The 19,849-nt window shown below is 34.5% G+C and carries 17 protein-coding genes and 1 tRNA gene; 10 read left to right on the top strand and 8 right to left on the bottom strand.

Features of this window, described 5'->3' with window-relative positions:
• Window position 1: 1 nt before the first annotated feature.
• Window positions 2-235 (bottom strand): helix-turn-helix domain-containing protein, encoded by a 234-nt coding sequence (locus tag ACK4HO_RS02440; RefSeq protein WP_409662076.1) that lies wholly within the window; start codon window positions 233-235, stop codon window positions 2-4.
• A gap of 93 nt (window positions 236-328) precedes the next feature.
• Here ACK4HO_RS02440 and ACK4HO_RS02445 point away from each other — a divergent pair, with 93 nt between their 5' ends.
• From ACK4HO_RS02445 to ACK4HO_RS02470, 6 genes are all read left to right on the top strand, one after another.
• Window positions 329-1,237, top strand: coding sequence for an energy transducer TonB (locus ACK4HO_RS02445; RefSeq protein ID WP_409662079.1), 909 nt, complete (start codon window positions 329-331; stop codon window positions 1,235-1,237).
• A 65-nt stretch (window positions 1,238-1,302) separates the two neighbouring features.
• Window positions 1,303-2,562: a DNA cytosine methyltransferase gene (locus ACK4HO_RS02450; RefSeq protein ID WP_409662082.1), complete on the top strand. Its 1,260-nt coding sequence runs from the start codon at window positions 1,303-1,305 to the stop codon at window positions 2,560-2,562.
• Window positions 2,563-2,598: 36 nt separating this feature from the next.
• Window positions 2,599-3,342, top strand: coding sequence for a SinI family restriction endonuclease (locus tag ACK4HO_RS02455; RefSeq protein WP_409662085.1), 744 nt, complete (start codon window positions 2,599-2,601; stop codon window positions 3,340-3,342).
• On the top strand, window positions 3,342-3,902 hold the full coding sequence (locus ACK4HO_RS02460) for a hypothetical protein (protein ID WP_409662088.1): 561 nt from the start codon (window positions 3,342-3,344) through the stop codon (window positions 3,900-3,902). Before ACK4HO_RS02455 ends, ACK4HO_RS02460 begins: the two co-directional genes overlap by 1 nt.
• Window positions 3,903-4,034: 132 nt before the next feature.
• Window positions 4,035-5,684: an AAA family ATPase gene (locus ACK4HO_RS02465; RefSeq protein WP_409662090.1), complete on the top strand. Its 1,650-nt coding sequence runs from the start codon at window positions 4,035-4,037 to the stop codon at window positions 5,682-5,684.
• Window positions 5,685-5,836: 152 nt separating this feature from the next.
• Window positions 5,837-6,925: a PIN domain-containing protein gene (locus ACK4HO_RS02470; RefSeq protein ID WP_409662093.1), complete on the top strand. Its 1,089-nt coding sequence runs from the start codon at window positions 5,837-5,839 to the stop codon at window positions 6,923-6,925.
• A gap of 522 nt (window positions 6,926-7,447) precedes the next feature.
• Here ACK4HO_RS02470 and ACK4HO_RS02475 read toward each other — a convergent pair.
• Complete coding sequence (locus ACK4HO_RS02475) at window positions 7,448-7,921, bottom strand: Panacea domain-containing protein (protein ID WP_409662096.1); 474 nt, start codon at window positions 7,919-7,921, stop codon at window positions 7,448-7,450.
• A gap of 421 nt (window positions 7,922-8,342) precedes the next feature.
• Here ACK4HO_RS02475 and ACK4HO_RS02480 point away from each other — a divergent pair, with 421 nt between their 5' ends.
• The 3 genes from ACK4HO_RS02480 to ACK4HO_RS02490 all read left to right on the top strand — a co-directional run bounded on the left by ACK4HO_RS02480 (window position 8,343) and on the right by ACK4HO_RS02490 (window position 10,242).
• On the top strand, window positions 8,343-8,612 hold the full coding sequence (locus tag ACK4HO_RS02480; RefSeq protein WP_409662099.1) for a hypothetical protein: 270 nt from the start codon (window positions 8,343-8,345) through the stop codon (window positions 8,610-8,612).
• 8 nt (window positions 8,613-8,620) lie between these two features.
• Window positions 8,621-9,658, top strand: coding sequence for a hypothetical protein (locus ACK4HO_RS02485; protein WP_409662101.1), 1,038 nt, complete (start codon window positions 8,621-8,623; stop codon window positions 9,656-9,658).
• 392 nt (window positions 9,659-10,050) lie between these two features.
• Entirely contained in the window at window positions 10,051-10,242 is a 192-nt protein-coding gene (locus tag ACK4HO_RS02490; RefSeq protein WP_409662104.1) for a hypothetical protein, read from the top strand.
• Window positions 10,243-10,839: 597 nt separating this feature from the next.
• On the opposite strand, the gene ACK4HO_RS02495 is transcribed toward ACK4HO_RS02490, so the two are convergent.
• From ACK4HO_RS02495 to trxA, 3 genes are all read right to left on the bottom strand, one after another.
• Window positions 10,840-10,913: transfer RNA gene (locus ACK4HO_RS02495), tRNA-Asp, on the bottom strand.
• A gap of 85 nt (window positions 10,914-10,998) precedes the next feature.
• Complete coding sequence (locus ACK4HO_RS02500) at window positions 10,999-11,925, bottom strand: DUF58 domain-containing protein (RefSeq protein WP_409662107.1); 927 nt, start codon at window positions 11,923-11,925, stop codon at window positions 10,999-11,001.
• Window positions 11,926-12,123: 198 nt separating this feature from the next.
• A complete protein-coding gene (trxA, locus tag ACK4HO_RS02505; RefSeq protein ID WP_121312549.1) occupies window positions 12,124-12,441 on the bottom strand; it encodes a thioredoxin in 318 nt (105 codons plus the stop codon).
• A gap of 187 nt (window positions 12,442-12,628) precedes the next feature.
• Between trxA and ACK4HO_RS02510 the strand changes: the two genes are divergently transcribed.
• The gene (locus ACK4HO_RS02510; RefSeq protein ID WP_409662110.1) at window positions 12,629-13,948 is read left to right on the top strand and encodes an O-antigen ligase family protein; all 1,320 of its coding nucleotides are present in this window, start codon (window positions 12,629-12,631) and stop codon (window positions 13,946-13,948) included.
• On the opposite strand, the gene dnaE is transcribed toward ACK4HO_RS02510, so the two are convergent.
• The 3 genes from dnaE to ACK4HO_RS02525 all read right to left on the bottom strand — a co-directional run bounded on the left by dnaE (window position 13,935) and on the right by ACK4HO_RS02525 (window position 19,803).
• A complete protein-coding gene (gene dnaE / locus ACK4HO_RS02515; RefSeq protein ID WP_409662113.1) occupies window positions 13,935-18,446 on the bottom strand; it encodes a DNA polymerase III subunit alpha in 4,512 nt (1,503 codons plus the stop codon). The two genes, ACK4HO_RS02510 and dnaE, sit on opposite strands and share 14 nt — an antisense overlap.
• A 133-nt stretch (window positions 18,447-18,579) precedes the next feature.
• A complete protein-coding gene (locus tag ACK4HO_RS02520) occupies window positions 18,580-18,957 on the bottom strand; it encodes an RNA recognition motif domain-containing protein (RefSeq protein WP_409662116.1) in 378 nt (125 codons plus the stop codon).
• Window positions 18,958-19,086: 129 nt separating this feature from the next.
• Window positions 19,087-19,803, bottom strand: coding sequence for a DUF6252 family protein (locus tag ACK4HO_RS02525; RefSeq protein ID WP_409662119.1), 717 nt, complete (start codon window positions 19,801-19,803; stop codon window positions 19,087-19,089).
• Between the last annotated feature and the right edge of the window lie 46 nt (window positions 19,804-19,849).

Genomic DNA, 19,849 nt, shown 5'->3' on the forward strand with positions numbered 1-19,849 from the left:
TTTACAAATCTTTAAAAAATTCTTGCACAGTTAAGTTGTGAATTTTGAGTACTTTGATAAGAGTCTTGAGCGTAATATTTTGACCTCTTTCTATCCTATAATATTGTACTCTATTAATTTCGTGTGTAAAGGCAAAGGTTTCATAGCTTGTGAAACCTTTTTCTATTCTCAAAGCTTTTATTTTCTCTGCGATTAGTAAAATTGTTTTATCTATTTCTTTGTCCTGCTTTTCCATTGAACGAAATTTGGAAAATAACAGCATATAATTTACCTCTTTTGTGAAACTGCATATATTATACATTTTTATTACTTTAGCTAAAAAAAGTATATGATGAAGTTAATATTTTCTGCCTTAATATTTTTTTTATTCCTAGGAAATAGCTTTGCCCAAGAGAATAATAATAAAATTGGAAATAAAATTTATGGTGATTTTAATGGTGATGGGAAATTTGAATATGCCTTTCAAGTTCTAATTAAAAAAGGAGAAGGAAATCCTCTTGAAAACGGAACTGCTGATATATATGAAATACACTTTAGTGATAAAAAAATTAAACCAATTAAGGATGATTTCAATGAAGCTGTTCTTGTAAATGAAGGAGACTTAAATAATGATAGTTCGGATGAAATTAGCATCGTACAAGAACCAATGAACGGTAGTATCGGATATGTGAGCACTTACAGTGTTAAAAATGAAAAAAGCAGCAACATAATTAAAGTCTTTTCGAGATTTTGGTATGATGATCTTATTAGTGTCGATTTACAAGATTTAGTAGAGATTAATAATGGAATTGTATATTATTTTGAGTATAATCCTGATGTTGAATATTCAATAACCCGTTTAGGAAAAAAAATTAAATATGCCAAAAAAATAAAAGCATTTGAGCTTAAATCCAAAATTTCTGAAAACGCCAACGATGCTTTAAAGAGTATCTTAGGAAACAAAGGTGGGGATGAAATTGGAAACGGTTCGGGAAATTCTTTAGGAAATAGAAAAGCTGTAAGTAAATCTCAACCCGATTATAATTGTCAAGAACAAGGACGAGTTGCTGTGCAAATTACTGTAGATAGAAATGGAAATGTGATTAGTGCTTTTGCTGGTGTTCAAGGAACTACTAATACTTCGAAATGTCTTTTAGAAGCTAGTAAGGTTGCTGCTATGAATACTAAATGGGAACCTGATGAAAATGCACCTGATAAACAAGTAGGGAAAATTATTTATACATTTAACTTGAATTAAAAATTCACTCAGACAGCTCTAAAAATTAATTTTTAAAGTATATTATTTTTTTACCTTTACCCACTATGGTAAAAGAAAATATTGAAGATAGAATTTCAAAAGTAAAACCTGTAGAAAAGGAATTAACAACTATTTCTTTTTTCTCAGGTGCGCTAGGTTTAGATATTGGTCTGGAAAAAGAAGGTTTCAATATTGTATTGGCTTGCGAATTTGACAAAGCTTGTAGAAACACAATTACGCTAAATAAACCTAACATGGGTTTAATCGGCGATATTAGAAATTACTCTGCTGAAGATATTATAAAGTATTCCGGTTTAACCGACAAACATGAAGTAGATGTAATAGTCGGTGGACCCCCATGTCAAGCATTTAGCACAGCCGGAAAAAGGTTAGGATTTTCTGATTCAAGAGGAAACGTTTTCTTAAAATATCTAGAAGTTATTGAAGAGATATCTCCAATGTACTTTGTAATTGAAAACGTAAGAGGATTAATGTCTTCTGTACTTCAAATAGATGAAAAAGATGAGTTAATGGAGCAAATTCCACCATCTATTTTAAACGAAAAAGGCTCTTCGCTATACTACGTCATAAAAAGAATGGAAAATGCCGGATACAATATAAATTTTGATTTATATAATTCAGCAAATTTCGGAACTCCTCAAATTCGTGAACGAGTAGTAATCATTGGGACAAAAAGTGCCGAAAAAGTAAATCGTTTGACTCCAACTCACACGGAAAAAGGCGAATTTGATTTACCTAAATGGAAAACATTAAAAGATGCTTTCAAATCTTTAAAGAATATCGAAAAGCATGAATTTATAACCTACTCAGATAAACGAGCAAAGCTATATGAAAATTTAAAAAGTGGTCAGAATTGGAGAAACTTACCAATTGAACTACAAATGGAAGCTTTAGGCGGAGCTTTCTATCTTGGTGGTGGAAAAACAGGGTTCATGAGGAGATTAGACTGGAATAGACCTTCCCCTACTGTCGTAACTAATCCAGCTATGCCGGCTACGGATTTATGCCATCCAACCGAAATAAGACCTTTAAGCGTTGAAGAATATAAAGTAATACAAGAATTCCCTCTTGATTGGAAATTTGCTGGAAATCCAACTGATAAGTATAAGCAAATTGGGAATGCGGTGCCTGTAGGTCTTGGAAGAGCAATTGGAAGAGCAATTAAAAACCACATGGGCGGAAATTATACGGAAACCTATCCTAACTTTAAACAATCTAGATACTTAGGTACAAAATATTCGGAATTTTTGAAAAAGATGGAAAGCATTAATCTTACAAAATCTGTGGTCGGTTTATTTGATTAATTGTAATTATTTTCATATCATTGGTAAAAATTACCAATGGAACTCACTAATGTTTTTGACGAAAATTTCGATAAAGTTTTAGAATATGCTGAAGCCTATGCTCCAAATTACGATGAAAGCCTAAAAGTTGTATTGACTTGTGCATTTGCAGATTTAAGAAACCTTCCAAAGCTTGGTTATCCCAAAAAAGTAAATGATGTAATTCAGCCTATACCCTTAAAAGATTACGTTGAAAAATTTATTGACAAATATCTTAAAGGTTATAATACTCGACCGTCAGTAAAAACTGGAGGTGCTTCTGCTACTTTTCCAGACCCCGCCGTTAGTATAGCTTTTTCCACAAGAGTCAAAAAAGTTCCTGCTGAAGATTTACCAAAAATTATTTCCGGACACAGCCTTCAAATGTCTATTGAAAATCTAGTAGGAGATTTATTGGAAGAATATCTTTCAATACGTCTTGCAGAACAGGGCTGGCATTGTTGCTGGGGGAGTTCTATTGATGCTGTAGATTTTTGTCATACTAATGGAGATTTGTTACAAGTGAAAAATAGTGACAATTCTGAAAATAGTTCTTCTAGCCGTGTTAGAGCCCACACAGTTATAAAAAAATGGGCTCGTAGAAAATCAACAAAAAAAGACACTTTTTATTGGGATAAGTTGAAAGAACTAACTGGCGCTAACAATATCTCTGAAGCTGATTTTAGAAATTTCATTAAAGAGACGATTGAAGCAAATCCTAATTGTATAGTGGTATCTAACGAAGCTCAATACGGTAAATAATGGCTACCTATCAACAATATAATAGGGATGGTGAGGAGATAACGCTTCAAGATTTACAAAATAAAACTCAATGGTGTAGAGATGGAGAAAAAATTGAAGAAGTATTTGTGACCAAATATGGAAGTCAGTTGGATTTAATTATAAATCCCGAAAAAACAACAAATCCATATGCTCCTGACTTAGTTAAAGCGAATGTATTATTAGCTGACTTAAAGACCCAAAACACTCCGTTTTTCAAAGCACATGATTTATACAACATAGATCCAACCTATGCTGTCGTATTCAATAGGAAAGATGCCGAAAGATATTGGAAACATTATCGAGATATAATAATCTACTTTTGGGTGGAATGGCATTCTGTAAAATTTGTAATGGGTAGTACAATTAAGGAAGTTGAGTTTTTAAACGGAGTGTGGAGTATTAAATTTATAGATTTAGTAGAATTGTTAAAGGTTGCGCCCGAGCATTTTTATCAGCAGCGTGTCAACGATACAAAAGGAAATGCAAAAGGAAGTTTTGTACTGGATATAAGAAATCCAAGTTTCAAAAGAGTTATTTAAAATGAAACAATTAAAATAAGAGAAAGCTAATGTAAGTTATATAAACGATACAGAGAGAAGTATACAATAATCTTTATTGGGAGTTAGCTGCAAGCAGTCAAAATGTAAATACAATTAAATACAAAACCACATATGAAAATCAGTAGAATTAAGATTGAAAATTTTAGGTCAATAAAGTCCACGGAATTTGACACATCTGATTTCAATATATTTGTTGGGCAAAATAATTGTGGTAAAACAAACTTCTTTGAAGCAATAGAGTTCTTTTACAATGGTGGAAAAGGTTACAACATAAATGACTTAAAATTCAAAAGAAATCCAGACAATGAAATTTTAGTTGAAGTTGAATTTTTGGGTGCACAAAATGGAGCATCAAATATGCAAAATCAAGCTAATAAAACCAAAATTGAAAATGCTCTAGATGGTTCTGATACAGTAGTTTTTCAACGATTTAGTTCAAATCCAACTAAAAGAAAAATGTTTGTGAACGGCGCAGAAGTTCAGCCAGGAACAGGTTTCGATGCTGCCTTAAATGATTTCTTGCCAAAATTTGAATATATAAATACAAAACAATATTACGAATCTGTCGCAAAATATGGCAAGACAACGCCTATTGGCATAATGTTATCTGGTGTCTTATCAACAATTTTACAAGCAAATGACCAATACAGAGAATTCCAAGAAAAATTTGCAGAATTATTTGAACATGAAGACTCAGAAATTAGAGCAGAATTTGAAGCAATTGGTCAGAAAGTAAAAGTCCATTTAGAAAAGCAATTTCCCGACACAACAAAAGTAAAGTTTGAAGTTTCCGCACCCGTTTTTGACGAGTTGCTTAAAAGCTTTTCCACTTCAATTGATGATGGAGTTGAAACTTCTGCCGAAGAAAAAGGAGATGGTATGCAAAGAGCTTTAATGCTGGCTATAATTCAAGCATACGCAGAATTTAGAAAGGCAAATGAAGATATTGGAAAATCATTTCTTTTTTTTATTGATGAAGCTGAATTACACCTTCATCCCACAGCACAAAGAAACCTAAAAAATGTTCTTCACATTTTGTCTCAAGATACAGACCAAGTATTTATTAATACTCACTCATCTGTATTTGTAGCTGATAATTATGATAATCAATCTATTTTGAAAGTTGAAAAGTCAAGTGGCGAAACCAGCATTGAGGTTACAACAGATTTTGAAAAGCCTTATATAATTTTTGAACTCTTAGGAGGAAGTCCATCAGATTTATTACTCCCAAAAAACTTTTTGATAGTAGAAGGTTTAAGCGAATTTGAGTTATTAACTCGTGTTATTCAAAGATTTTATTCCGACAAACCTCCAATCCAAATTGTAAAAGCAAATGGAGATATTGACCAAGTTGAAAGGTCAATAAATGCAATTGAAAAAGTTTTTTCTCCATTAGACACGAGCATTTATAAAAATAGAGTTGTTATTATGTTAGACCAGCCAAGTGAACAAACAAAAGGCGGAGTTCAGGCATTTTTACAAGCTAATAAACACATAAAAATCGCAGACCAAGTACATATTTTGCCATTAAGAGATATTGAACAATGCTATCCAGACCAACCGTGTGCAACTTATACAAATTGGAGAAAATCGCAAGCAGAATTAGACGCAGTTAACGCACAAGGTGCGAAAATAATTACCGGTAGAAAGAAAAGACAATTAGCAAAACATGTTGGAAGTCACATTACTCAACTGCAATTTGAAGACGACTTAAAAGAATGTTTTCAAGCATTGTCAAGGTGTTGGGATTTAGCATTTTAAACTGCCAGTAGCTAACAGCCGTTTGACAAAATAGCTGGTTTGTCTTTCGTTGAAAATACTCTGAACTTCAGTATTTCTTATTACATTTTTCTTTAACTTGCCGGTACTTCGCTAAGCGGCGGCACATTAGCGGTGATTGTAAACACGACCCTATGAATATAGCAATTGATTCAAGCATATTATCAAGAGATAGGAAACTCGATGGTTTCGATATCCGATTGTTAAAAAAACTATCACAGTTAAAACTAATCCAACTTCACATTCCCTGGATTGTCTATCAGGAAATTATCTCTCAGAACTTTATGGAAGCCGATAAAGTTTTGGAAACTATGTCTCGAGATTTAATAAATATTGACAAAAAAGGAATTTCGTTTAAAGAGCAAATATTTTTTAAAAAAATTGCAACTGAAATTAATGAAATCGACGTACGTCAATCAATTTTAAATCATTGGCAAGAATTTCTCGATGAATCAAACGCTATAATCCACGAAATTAATGACTCACACGGAAAAAAAGTAATGCTTTCATATTTTGAAGGTAAATCGCCATTTCCATCAATTAAAAGCAAGAAAGATATTCCAGACGCTTTCATATTTGAAGCAATTACTTCGATTTCACAGTCAATAAATCCTCTTTTTTTTGTAGTACACGATAAAAATCTGCGAGATTCGTCAAACAAGTTACCAAACGTTAATGCAGTGGCTTCTTATGAAGATTTGTATTCTCTTTCAGAGTTTCAACCGCTTATGAACAAATACAAAGAAGTAGAATCGTATGTGGATGAATTAATTACTTTAGAGGCAAATTTGCCTAAATTAACAGAAAAGGTAGTTGATTTTATCCATGATGGACTATTTGACCAACGAGACGTTTTCAGCGAATCTATTCCTGATGATGAAAACAAGGCAACAGTTGAAGAAGTATGGATAATAAATGAGATAGACTCGGATAAATCTAAAATCCAATACGTTGATTCCAGCTTTTATGTCAATTTTGAAGGCACCGGTGTATTTACATTGGAATTTTTTGTATTCAAGTCAGAGTATTATAATTATAGCGAAAGAAACATCAGGGTTATTGACGCTGATTGGAATAAACATTATTTTCTTGCAAACGAAGATTATGATTTTAAATTTTCATTTAAATGTAAAGTTGATGAGGAAGATATTGAATCATTTTTAAACTACGAAGTTGAAGATGTTCTTATCGAAGTAATCAGTCCAAGTCACAACCACCGCTAACAGCGGTTTACATACCTAAAGGAAATTCACACTATTAATGAAATGAATGCACTTCAGTTGTATAAGAATAACTGTCCAAATAAATTCTGACTTACGAATAGAGATTATGATTTCTATCAAGCCATACAATGTAAAATCTATTTGATATTAAAAATCCATGAACTCGACCGTGTTCATTTACGCTGACCATAAACTGAAAAGGTTCATCTGCAAACTGGTCTTCTCCGGGAATATTAAAGCTTGATTCCGAAGTTTGGCTAAAATCAATACTATGCGCTCTTAAGGACTTGCTTTTGTTTGCTCTAAACTCTGTCATTTTCATGGTAGAAACATCTTTTAGTCTATCTATAAGAGAAATAAAATAATCTGTTCCGCAATCGTCGTAACAGAATTTAGGATGTTTTGGATCTAAATATTTAAAAGAAAATTTAACCAGTTCGCTATTAATGTCTGATAGTTTTTCTTTAGCTTTTCGAACGGAGTGTTTTTGTTAGACTTTTGTCTATTGAGAGCACACATAACTTAGACGTACTGTTTGTAGTATTCTGACATAAGTATTTTATCGATTACTTTATGAGAGGGAGCGTCTTCAGGTAAGTCACCTCTTGTTATTTTCCAAGGGTCTTCTTCATGAGTTAATCTTTCCAATTCAAAAGCATTTAATCCAAAATATTCATCAGATATATCAGATAAGAGTTTTTTTGTAGAATCGTGTAATGTATCTTCTATTTTCTTAAAGCTTCCTTCCACTAAATCCTCTCTAACTATGGGCTTCCACCCAAATTCTTTGTATTGCACATATAGCGAAGGAATAACAGGGCCATGAACCCACGCCTCAAAATCTTCTGATATTAACTGCTTGTCATTTATAGCTAAATTCCATGCCTGAGCATAATATACTAACTTCTGAAGCTTTAGGTTAGTTATAAGGCTTTGGGTTTCATTTGAAAGAGAAATGAAGTAATCGGCAATAGTATTTAAAGATATATTTTCCACATTGTTAAGCTTTTAGCTGCAATGCAAAATTACGTAATCTATATTAAGAATGGTTATAAATTAGTATTATACATGTAATGCCGCTTCTATTTCTCTCAGTTTGACAGAAAGAAAATCTACTATAGTATCATAATTTAATCCTATAAATTCCCAAAATTCAGCACCAGCTATTCTTGTCTATGTTTTCAAGGAATTCTGCGATAGTATTCTCCGTGTACATTTTATGTAAAACTGTACAGATAATTCTATAAAACCAAAAAAAGTTGACACTGAAAAGTAACTTTTGGATTACGTTTTAAATTTTACAATTGCTTGATTATGTGATACTTGGATATTACAATTAAAAAAATTGTCATTTTGCCAAACAAAATTTTCGACTGGCGGATATTATGTAATTAACAAATGTTAATTATAAAAAATCATGAAAACAAAAATCATTGTTGAAAGAAGAGTTTATAGCAATCTTGTAAAGTTTGTTGTTGAAACTAGAAAATTATTGACTGACTTATCAGAGCGTCCCGAATTTACTAAAGAATGGTTGTCTGTTGCCGACATCAAAACTGAGTTTGGCTTGAGTAGAAAAATCATTGACGGATTTAGAAAAAAAGGATTAAAAGTAAATCAGAAAACCGTTAGTGGAAAAATACTAATCAGACGAAGAGAGTTGGAGAAATTTATAACTAAAAAATGATGATAACGATGGATAACAATACTTTTTATCTACACCATTTTGAAACGAAAAGCAATATTGTAAGGAAACAATGGAAATGGAATGAATATATTCCTAAGGTAAAAGAAGGCAAAAAATCTTTACCCAAGAAGTATCATTATTTCCGTAGGAAGCTATACAATGATAAAGGCAAATGCTTTTTGGTTTTATCGCTACGCTATGACGACATGGAAGATGTTTTTCGATTACGAATTAACGGTAGTTTAAGAAATTGGTTCTTTAATGAAAATTCGATTAAGAATTTGACCAAACCCCAATATATTGATTGCAACAAAAAGATAGCTGAAAAACTTGGTATATCTTACGAGGTATTGATTAAAGCAAAGAACACCAAAATTGAAAGTGGAATAACCATTCGTTTAAAAACTGAGTACAAAAATTTATTAAAGTGCTTCGTGTGGTACAAAAATTTTAAAAGAGTTGAAGAACGTGACACATCTTTATACTTCAGAGGTAAATTTTATGATTTTATACTTTATGAAAAAAATATTCAAATAAAATCAAAGTATCGGTTTGCAAGAAATAAATTCACCCGAGCCAAAACTACTGAAATCGAAGAATCTTATCTAAGATTTGAAGTTAAAGTAAAAGCCGTCAGTGGTGTAACATTCTATAAAAAAAATGCTGGCACAATTGAAAAAGTGATTGAGAATTGGGACACCATAATTATTCAAATACAGCAATATTTTGAAAATATAAAATTCATTGACATGAATGCCTCCGAAAAAGAATTCAATAATATTTCTGCATCAGAGTTAAAAAAATATCTCATGTTCAAAGGAATTCGGGAAAACGGTATGTATAAAACGATTGATTTGCTTAACAAAATAAATCTAGGGACTAATATAACAAAGTATCGAAACGAAATCTTTAGTCTATATCAAAGTTATATTTTGTCCGACATTGATCTAAGACAGGAACTTTTAGATGAATTTGTGAGCAAAATTAATAGCTTAATCTATAATAAGGTTAATATTTCTTCTAAAAAGAATAATAAAGCAACGTAATAAAAAACGTTATAAACGGCAAATAAGAAATCACAAAAGAAAACGCCCTTTATGCCCAAATTAGAACAACTGATAGTTATAAAGTAAACTTGATAATACAAGTTAAATACATTTTAAAATTCTAGCTTGTTTCTAACTAAAACTTATTTCTAGGCGGTTAAGGCTTTAAGATAGACTAACTCGTTTATGACGACAAAGATGTCGCACAAAGTCGAATATTGGCTTAAACCAGCTTAAACGCATTCTATTTAAACGTATTTTATTGAAATCTATACCTCGTAACAATGCGTAAAATATAGCTTTTTAAAAATTTAACAAAAATTTAATACCAAATCGCACTAATAAAAAAGTCTACCGGAGTTAATGATAATATAAACTTTAAATTTTTACATATGGGAAAAACGAAAAAACAACTCATTAAAGACGTAATTGCTTTTTTTAAAAGAAAACTACTAAAGTCAAAAGATAAAATAATTTCTTGTAATGTAGGGGGATTTTTTTCAATCGAAATTTATCACGACTTTAAAAAGCAATTGCAAAATCCAAAATTAATTAAATTAACAATTTTAAAAACTAAATCATGACACATACAAAAATTAATGTAATTCCTAAGTACTTAATTGGAAGACCTTCGGCAAGCGAAATAGATTATTATATTGAGACTAATGACATAAGCACTTTAGTATGTTGCCTATTCGAATGTCTAAAGGCATTAAAAGAATGTGAGCATCCAGAAGGGGGTCTACATTTTACCAAGCTATTGAGAAAAATATACTTGTATTTTGAAGAAGTACAATACTTAATAGATTTGAGAACTATTAGTTAACTTTTATTTGCCATTATATGGCATTAACTAAAAGAATAAGAACCGCCTACGAGCGGTTTTTTTTTTAAGAATTCCCTACGTTAGTAATTGACTACTTAGAGAAAAATAAAAGGTAACGGAATAGGGGTTGGAATAATGGGAAATAAGGACACCAGAAGTAAAAAGAATTTTCCTTATTGGAAAACTGAAACCTCTATAAAGCAAAAAAGCCATCCACAAAGTGGAAAGCTTTTCATTGGTCTAACTACTAAACCTGCTACGAGTTACAAAGTCGTAGCGAAACAACACAACTAATCTTAGATACTTTCGTTGGGCAAAAAAGGTTTTCATTTCTGAAAACCTTTCCCAATTTTAGCGGTCTGGACGGGACTCGAACCCGCGACCCCATGCGTGACAGGCATGTATTCTAACCAACTGAACTACCAAACCATCGCTTAATTGCGGTTGCAAATATACAACTGATTTTGATTTCTGCAACTTTTTTTTACTAAAAAATCAACTCTTTTTTTTATTGTTAACCAAACATTTGTTTTTCAACCAAGTATGTCGTTAAAATTTTTTCAAAAGAATCTTCTACGGCTACCGGGACGTACTTAATTTTGTTTTGCGCACAAGTCATGGCTAAGGTCTTAAAATAATCGTTTACCTTTTCTTCGTATGCCTCTTTTACCGAATCGGCGAAAATATTTATCTGTTCGCCTGTTTCCAAATCGATGAATTTTCGGGGTGCATTGTCGAAATTGAAATTGATTTCGGTTTTTTTATCGATTACATGAAACACTACTACTTTGTGTTTGTTGTGTTTTAGATGTTGTAAGGCATTAAACAGTGCTTCACTATTGCTTGTTTGGAACATATCGGTAAACAAAACAATCATGGAGCGGCGGTGAATTTTCTCGGCTATTTGATGCAGAAAAGTTACGGTGTCGGTACTTTTAGACACTTTTGGATTTTCTAAAAGATCCTCCAACTTGTTTAAAATCATGCGATGGTGGCGGTCACTGCCTTTTTCAGGTGCGTAATATTCATAAGTATCCGAATAAACACTTAACCCAACGGCATCGCGCTGTTTTTTGAGCAAATTCATTAAAACGGCTGAAGCCAATACCGAAAAGCCTATTTTATTGTGGTAAAACTGTTCGTTGTTTTTTAGTTTTGGATAATGCATCGACGAAGAATTATCGACTATCAAATGACAGCGAAGATTGGTTTCTTCTTCAAATTTTTTAGTGTATAGTCGGTCGGTTTTGGCAAATAATTTCCAGTCGATATGCTTAGTGCTTTCACCGGCATTATACACTTTATGCTCAGCAAACTCGGCTGAAAACCCGTGAAAAGGTGATTTGTGCATTCCTGAAATAAAGCCTTCCACCACTTGGTTGGCAAGCAATTCTAAATGTTTAAAACCGGAAACGAGTTCTTTTTGTTCTTCAATCTTCATAAATCAAATATAGGGAAAATTGAATGACTTAAAAAGTTATCCTAAAAATTACAAAATGTGAATTCTAGCCCCGATGGGAGCGGCACCGAAGTAGAGCGGACAGCGGGTGTAAGTATCCTAAAAACTACTAACCGTGTGCTCCTAAAAATAAAAAAAGGCCTAACTTTCGTTAGACCTTTGATTCTTTTTCATTGTATATTACAATAGTGCATCAATTGCATCTGTGTAAGTTTTTTTAGGCGCAACGCCTACTTGACGACCTACTACTTCTCCGTTTTGGAACACCAAAACCGTTGGGATGTTACGCACGCCGTATTTGGCAGCAAACTCTTGGTTAGCGTCAACGTCCACTTTTCCAACCACTGCTTTTCCTTCGTATTCTGAAGAAATTTCATCAATAACCGGTCCAACCATACGACATGGTCCACACCAAGCTGCCCAAAAATCTACTACTACTGGTTTATCTGATTTTAATACTACTTCATCAAAAGTAGCATCTGTAATTGCTAAAGCCATATTTTATATTTTTAAATTACTGTATTTATTTGAGCACAAAATTAGACATTTTATTTTGTTTTTCTTTACAAAAAAAATCAGATTTGATTATGACTGCATTTGAAAAGCTGATTGCAATTTAAATTTTCAGTCGGTGTATTGTCAGTTTCTATTTTAATTTATATTTGTTTCCAATATCTTACTTCAAATGACTGACAAAGACTACATCAAACTTATTATAGGTCACATAGGCATAGGGTTTTTGATTTCGGTTGTTCCTTTTTTTTCCAAAGTTTATGCTATACTGATTTTGGTAATCGGATTGTACTTTGTCATCAAAAACAAAAACAAGAACCACGAAGTCCTTTATGTAGCTGCTTACATCGTAGGCAGTGAAGTTTTTTTGAGGACTACACAAGGCAATCCTTTTCACGAATACGGTCGGTATTTTGTATTCCTATTTATTGTTTTAGGGTTTTATTACAGTGGTTTTTCAAAGCGGGCTGTTCCTTATTGGTTGTTCCTGTTATTTCTAGTGCCCAGTATTTTTATTGCTGTAAAAAGTTTGGATTCCGACTTGAGAAAGAAAATATTCTTTGACATCATAGGGCCAATTAGCCTGGGAGTTTGTGCTATTTACACTTATAAAAGAGCCATTAGCCGTAAAGCAATTGACTATATTTTACTTGGAATTGGCTTGCCTGTTTTGGCTTGTTGTACTTTCTTGTTTTTAAAATATCCTTTGCGTGAAGCTGTCATCAAAAATACCGAATCCCAAGTTTTTCTATCCGGAGATTATGCTCCAAATCAGATGTCAACGATGTTGGGACTTGGGATGTTTGTTTTCTTTTTAAGGTTCTTTTTGTCGTCGGCAACAAATAGAATGCTCTTCATCAACGGCTTAATTTTCTCCTTTATTTACTACAGAGGTTTGTTGACTTTTTCAAGAGGCGGAATGATTACAGCCATGGCAATGGTGGTCATTTTAGTGGTTTTTATGTTGATTAATTACAAGAAACACATTCCGGTTAAGCTAAAACTGGTGGCTGTTGCACTTGCTTTTCCGCTGATATTTGTTTTAGCTTCCTTTCAAACCGATGGCCTTTTGTTCAAAAGATACAACAATCAAAATCCATCCGGACTTTATAAATCATATGAAACTGAAGGCAGAAATCATATTGCTCTGGATGAAATTAAACATTTCAAAGAAAATCCGGTCTTGGGTCTTGGTGTTGGAAAAACCAAAGAAATTAGGAGTAAGGAACGCGGTACCAGTATCTCAACGCACAACGAAATAACAAGAATGCTAGCCGAACATGGTTTGTTTGGAATTGCAAGCATTTTTATTTTGGTCTTCACGCCACTATTCTTTTACTTGAAAAATAAAGAAAACATCTTTTTAATCTGTTTTTTTGCTTTTTGGTTACTCACTATAAACCATACGGGCATGAGAGTCGCTGCGCCTTCCTTTGTTTATGCCTTGGCACTTCTCAGCATCAAAAAAGAGCCTGAAATTAATTTAGTTTAAAGTTCAATCCCATTTTTTCCAATTCTTGCAGCAGTTCGGTTGAAATTTTAATTTTTAACTTTCGACTCGGAAGTGTGACCTTGGTGATTAATTGAATTTCCTCTTCTACAGTAGGAATTTCTATTTCAAGATCTTCAAGGTTTTCAAGATTTTCAGGATCTAAATGGGTTTCCTCCTCTGCAATGATTTTGGGCACTGTTTCAACTATTTTTTTAACTTTCTCTTGTTCGACGATTTCAAAAGTAACGGTATTATCGCCTTTGTTAGAAGTAAATATTTGGTTCAATTGCTGAATGAAATTTTGATGCAAATCGTTGATATCCATTTGAATGCTCAACTTTTTAGCAAATTGCGGCAATACATCCTGCAGTTGTTTCACATCGGCAAATTGGATTCGCGGTTCCGATTTCTTTCCGGTTTCTCTGTTGACCCAACCGTCTTTAACGGTCACTTTGAAATAGACAAACTGGTTGTTGACCAAGAAATGTCTGAATTTTAAATACTCTTCATCGAAAATTCTGAAATCATGACTTTCATCATAACCTTCTAAAGTAAACATCGCCCAATCTTTGCCGTTTTTGGCGGTTTTGTATTGTACATTGGTCACAATTCCGGCAAAAGACAAAGTCTTCCCAATATAGCTATTCAAGTTTTTTAAATGCTCTAATTTGCTGCTGCAGAAGTATTTCATTTCAAATTTAAAATCATCCAAAGGATGTCCGGAAATGTAAATTCCGACCACTTCTTTTTCTTTGGCCAATTTCTCCATCGTGCTCCAATCTTCGCAGGGCGGAACGGTTGGCTCTGCGATTTGAACATCACTGGCATCGCCAAACAAACTTACTTGGGAGGAGTTTTCATTCTCTTGAAATTTCGCGCCATAGCGAATGGCTTTCTCGTAAAAAGTGATGTTGTCACCATCGGTATGGAAATATTGTGCTCGGTGTGTATCGTTAAAACAATCGAAACCTCCGGCTAAGGCTAAGTTTTCGAAAGCTTTTTTATTCGCAGCACGCAAATCTATTCGCTTGGCTAAATCAAAAATCGATTTGTACTTGCCTTCTTTTCGGGTTTCTACTATGGTTTGTACGGCGCCCATTCCGACGCCTTTAATCGCGCCCATTCCGAAACGAACGGCATAACTTTCGTTAACCGTGAATTTGTAGAAACTCTCATTCACATCCGGACCCAAAACTTGCAATCCCATGCGTTTACACTCTTCCATAAAGAACGAAACCTGTTTGATATCATTCATATTATTGGAAAGTACCGCCGCCATATATTCTGCGGGATAATGCGCTTTTAAGTAAGCGGTTTGGTAGGCAATCCAGGCGTAACAAGTCGAGTGAGATTTATTAAAGGCATATTGGGCAAACGCTTCCCAGTCTTTCCAGATTTTCTCGAGTTTGTCTTCGGCATGACCATTGGCAACGGCTTGTTCGATAAATTTGGATTTCATTTTATCCAAGACATCTTTTTGCTTTTTACCCATCGCTTTACGCAAAACGTCGGCATCACCTTTAGAGAAATTAGCTAGTTTTTGGGACAAAAGCATTACCTGCTCTTGGTAAACCGTAATGCCGTAAGTTTCTTTTAGGTATTCTTCATTGGCTTCCAAATCATAAGTAATGGGTTCTTCGCCATTTTTTCTACGAACGAAAGACGGAATATATTCCAACGGTCCGGGACGATACAGCGCATTCATCGCAATCAAATCTCCGAAGACTGTGGGTTTTAAATCCTTTAAATATTTTTGCATTCCGGGTGATTCGTATTGGAAAATCCCAACCGTTTCACCTCTTTGGAACAACTCATAAGTCTTGACATCATCAATCGGGAAAGCGTCAGGATCAAGCTCTACTCCTGTTCTGTATTTGACTAATTTAACGGTATCTTTTATCAACGTTAGGGTTTTCAATCCCAAGAAGTCCATCTTCAACAAACCGGCACTTTCTACGACAGAGTTGTCAAATTGGGTAACGTATAAATCGGAATCTTTGGCAGTTGCTACCGGAACAAAATTGGTAATATCGCTTGGTGTAATAATCACACCACAAGCGTGAATCCCTGTATTCCTTAAGTTTCCTTCTAATATTTTGGCTTGTTGAATGGTTTCGCTTCCTAAATCATTGCCATTGGCTAAGGCTATTAATTCTTTAACTTTATCGTATTCTTCCGAACGCAAAGCTGCTTTTAGCTTGTCATTTTCGAGGGAGAAAATCTTGGCCAAATTCATAGTCATCGGAATCAACTTAGCAATTTTATCCGCTTCGAATAAAGGCAAATCCAATACACGAGCAGTATCACGAACGGATGATTTTGCCGCCATCGTACCATAAGTAATAATCTGCGCCACTTGTTTGGAACCGTATTTATTGATTACATAATCCATTACACGGCTTCGGCCTTCGTCATCAAAATCGATATCAATATCGGGCATCGACACACGATCCGGATTTAGGAAACGCTCAAAAAGCAAGTCGTATAACAATGGGTCAATATTCGTAATTCCAAGACAATACGCTACTACCGAACCTGCAGCCGAACCACGACCCGGACCAACGGAAACATCCATTCTTCGGGCGGCGGCGATGAAATCCTGTACAATCAAAAAGTATCCAGGATAACCTGTGTTTTCAATGGTTTTTAATTCGAAATCAAGTCGGTCTTGAATTTCAGGAGTAATTTCTCCGTAACGTCTTTTGGCACCTTCAAAAGTTAGGTGTGCTAAGTATTTATTTTCTCCTCGTTTTCCGCCATCGGCTTCATCTTCTGTTACCAAAAACTCCTGAGGGATGTCAAATTTGGGCAACAAAACTTCTCTTGACAAGTCGTAAATTTCAATTTTATTGACGATTTCCTCCGTTGTGGCAATGGCTTCAGGCAAATCGTGGAAGAGTTTTTTCATCTCCTCACCCGATTTGAAATAGTATTCTTTGTTGTTCAAACCATAGCGATACCCACGACCACGACCAATAGGCGTAGATTGTTTTTCGCCATCACGCACACACAACAAAATATCATGGGCATTCGCATCTTCTTTATTGATGTAGAAAACGTTATTAGTGGCAACGGTTTTGACTTGGTGTTTTTTGGCCAAAGAAATTAAAGACGCATTCACGCGATTTTCATCTTCCTGATTGTGGCGCATTAACTCGAGGTAGAAATCATCTCCGAATTCTTGTTTCCACCAAATTAAAGCTTCTTCGGCTTGGTTTTCACCAATATTCAACACTTTACTCGGAATTTCCCCATAGAGATTTCCGGAAAGAACAATGATATCTTCTTTGTATTGCTGGATGGCTTTTCGGTCAATCCTCGGTACATAATAAAACCCTTCAGTGTAAGCGATGGAAGATAATTTGGCGAGATTGTGGTAACCTTTTTTAGTTTTGGCCAAAAAGACAATCTGATAACCATTGTCTTTACGCGACTTGTCTTTTAAGTCATCACAAACATAAAACTCACAACCTACGATGGGTTTTACGATGGTTTCTGTTGGTATTTCCCCGTTTTCTTCGGCTTGCTTGTTTTTGGCTTGCGCCGATTTATTATGGTATAAAATATCTCGAACAAAGTGAAAAGCACCCATCAAATTCGCGTGATCAGTCATGGCCACCGCCGACATTTTATTTTGAACTGCAGCTTTCACCAAGTCAGCCACGCTGATGGTGGATTGCAATACCGAAAATTGGGTGTGGTTGTGGAGATGTACAAAATCAACATCGGAAACATCATCATGGATTTGATTGTTGTCATCTGCTAGAGTAACAACTTCTTCTTGCTGTTGGAATTGCTTTCTGATTTCCTCCGAAGCTTGTTTCAGATTGAGGTGTTTCAATCCGATAAGTGGAATTTCCTTAGGGTTATTTTCGCCAAATTCCCTGAAATAATCCGCCGGGACATCGAGCTCTTCTTTGGTGAAAATTTCTCTTCGAATTAATTCTAAGAAACAACGCGTGGTTGCTTCAACGTCGGCAGTGGCATTATGCGCTTCCGCAAACGGAACATTGAAAAGATAGCCGTGTAATTCGGTTAAGGTTGGCAATTTGAATTTTCCGCCACGACCACCGGGTAATTTTAAAAGTGAAGCTGTAACTTCTGTACAAGTGTCTAAAACCGGCATGGAAGCCATTGGGGAATTGACGCCTAATCTGTAAAATTCACAACCCATAATGTTGACATCAAAGCCTACATTTTGTCCGACTATAAATTTGGCTTTCGCCAATGCGGTATTGAATTTTTCTAAAACTTCTGCTAATGAAATTCCTTGTGCTTCGGCTAATTCTGTAGAAATTCCGTGGATTCTTTCGGCGTCATACGGAATATTAAATCCTTCAGGTTTCACCAAATAATCCTGATTTTCAATCAAATTCCCCATTTCATCGTGCAACTGCCAAGCTATTTGAATACATCTTGGCCAGTTATCCGTATCGGAAATGGGTGCGCCCCAACGTTTTGGTAATCCGGTGGTTTCGGTATCGAAGATTAAATACATGCAAGGAAATTTGAAGGAATTCTAACTTTTCAAAAATACATTTTCAATGGATAAGAATCAATTTTAGTTATCAACAAAAACAAAAAAGCCAACTCGTTTGAGTTGGCTTTTGAATATCTATAAAGTGTATAAACTAGTATCTTCCTCTATTTCCACCACCGCTGTTTCCACCACTGTAGCTTCCGCCACCACGTGAATTTCCACCGCCGTTATAACCTCCACCACTTCCGCCTGAACGGTTGTTGTTAAAAGTTCTTCTTTCGCCTTCCGGTTTTGGTTCAGATTTATTCACAACGATTGTACGACCTTCAACAGTTGCACCGTTTAATTCCTGAATTGCTTTTTCAGCTTCAGTATCGTTTTCCATTTCAACAAAACCAAATCCTTTACTTCTTCCAGTAAATTTATCAGTAATAATTTTTACGGAATTAACCGTACCATAAACCCCGAAAGATTCTCTTAAATCTGCTTCGTCAATACTAAACGGAAGACTCCCAACAAAAATGTTCATATTTTAAATTTAAAATTCAGCTACAAAGGTAACCTAAATAAAACGTAAACCGCTATAAATTTGGACTTTATTATCAATAAATAAAAAAGCCATCCTAAGATGGCTTGTATAATTGAAAATATTTGATTGTTAAAGAGATGGGTAAATCGGAATCTTATAAAATTCTCCGTATTGGAAATTCAAAATCGGTCCGCCAAAAGGATTGTTGTTAACATTGGCCGCATTAAACTTGAATTTTCCTGAAATCGTCATATTCACATTGTCATATTCCGTAATTACTATTTCACCATTACTGTTCTGAACATTAAAGACTCTGAAAGTACAATTGACATTACCACCGGATACTGTAATTAAATCTCCGGCTGTGTAGGCATTCCCTCTTGAAGCAAGTGTCAATCCGGTAACGACTCCGGAGCTGTTAGCCGTAACATTTACAGATAATCCGCTTCCTGTTCCTCCTGTTGTTGGGATGGATGACCCACTGGTGTATCCTGTTCCGCCCGAAACCAAAGTGAAGGTTGAAACCGGACCCGGAACTGCTATAGTAGCATATTCTAAATCCACTCCGTCTAAACTTGAAGTATAGTGTGCTGCATTATTAGTATTGGTCGTACCTAAAACATAAGTACCCAAATTAGCATTGGTAGTATTTAAAGTAAGTTGCTCATACTCTGTCAAGGCCTCAATAGTAAGTCGACCAGCTGCAGATAAGTATGCTCTAGTATCATTAGCTCTCCAATAAACATCATCTTTCAACCCTTGAAAACCGGGGTCGTTAAATTTAACGTCTTCTTGACAAGAGGTCATTGCAACAGCAATTAAAATAAGGGACAAAAATCTTTTCATTTTTTTCAATGTATTTCTCCACAAAAATAACTTTTTAATGTAAAAA

This window comes from Flavobacterium sp. (assembly GCF_046296355.1).
In the GTDB taxonomy this organism is placed as follows: domain Bacteria; phylum Bacteroidota; class Bacteroidia; order Flavobacteriales; family Flavobacteriaceae; genus Flavobacterium.